Here is an 852-nt window from a genome sequence, read left to right as displayed (position 1 = left end):
GCGGCGCCAGCGGCGGGTGCTTCGCGGCGAGCAGCGCGAGCACGTCCGACACGCGCGCCCCGGGGGGCACGTCCAACGACTCGCGCGACAGGCCCGCGCGCTCGCGGGCCGCGGCGAAGTACAGCACCGTGACGGACATGGCCTTGGCGCCTCCTGGCGTGTGCCTACCGCTCGCGCAGCACGACGCGGCCCTGGAGCCGGCCGCCGCCTTCCGCGGGGGAGAAGTCGAGGAACCCGTACTCGAACGGGGTGAGCCGCTCCAGGAGCGCGGACACGAAGACCTGGCTCGCCAGCAGCTGCCCCGTGCCGACGCCCGGCACCTCACGCACCCCGGCGAGGTCCGCCCGCAGCCGCCCCATGTCCACCATCAGCGACAGGTGGCCCGGGCCGAAGGCCTCCGCGCCGAAGCGCGTGCGCAGCGTCGCGCCCACGTCGCCCGTCTCGCGGCCGGCGAGCACCTCGCCCGCCTCCAGCGTGGCGCGCTCCGGGGTGAGCGTGAGCGACACCGGCTGCTCCAGCAGCCGCGTGCGGAAGCGCGTGGTGCTGCCCTGCGCCTCCTTCTGGAAGACGAGCGCGTTGTCCTGCAGCTGCTTCTGGATGAGCTGGAGCACCGGCTCCACGGACGTGAGCCCCGCCTCCATCACCACGGTGCCCTTCGGGGCCGGGCGCTGGTCCCGGATGAAGCTCCGGAAGAAGGCCGCGGCGTCGAAGTAGACGAGCATCGCCACGTCGCCGCGCAGCGCCTTCAACAGCGGCTCCGCGTCCAGCCCCTGCTTGCGCCAGCGCTCCAGCGTCCGCTGCCGCCGGGGCGACTCCGGAGCCCCGAACACCAGCCGCGCCAGCTCCTCCGGG

The 852-nt window shown here is 74.9% G+C and carries 1 pseudogene; it reads right to left on the bottom strand.

Annotated elements, in window-relative coordinates:
• Positions 1-164: 164 nt before the first annotated feature.
• Positions 165-852: pseudogene (locus ACLEQD_RS44520) on the bottom strand (PKD domain-containing protein); the annotation flags it as partial.

It is taken from the genome of Corallococcus sp. 4LFB (assembly GCF_046520365.1).
Lineage (GTDB): Bacteria > Myxococcota > Myxococcia > Myxococcales > Myxococcaceae > Corallococcus > Corallococcus caeni.
The sequence above is the reverse complement of the archived record's forward strand: the minus strand, read 5'-3'. Positions and strand labels throughout refer to the sequence as shown.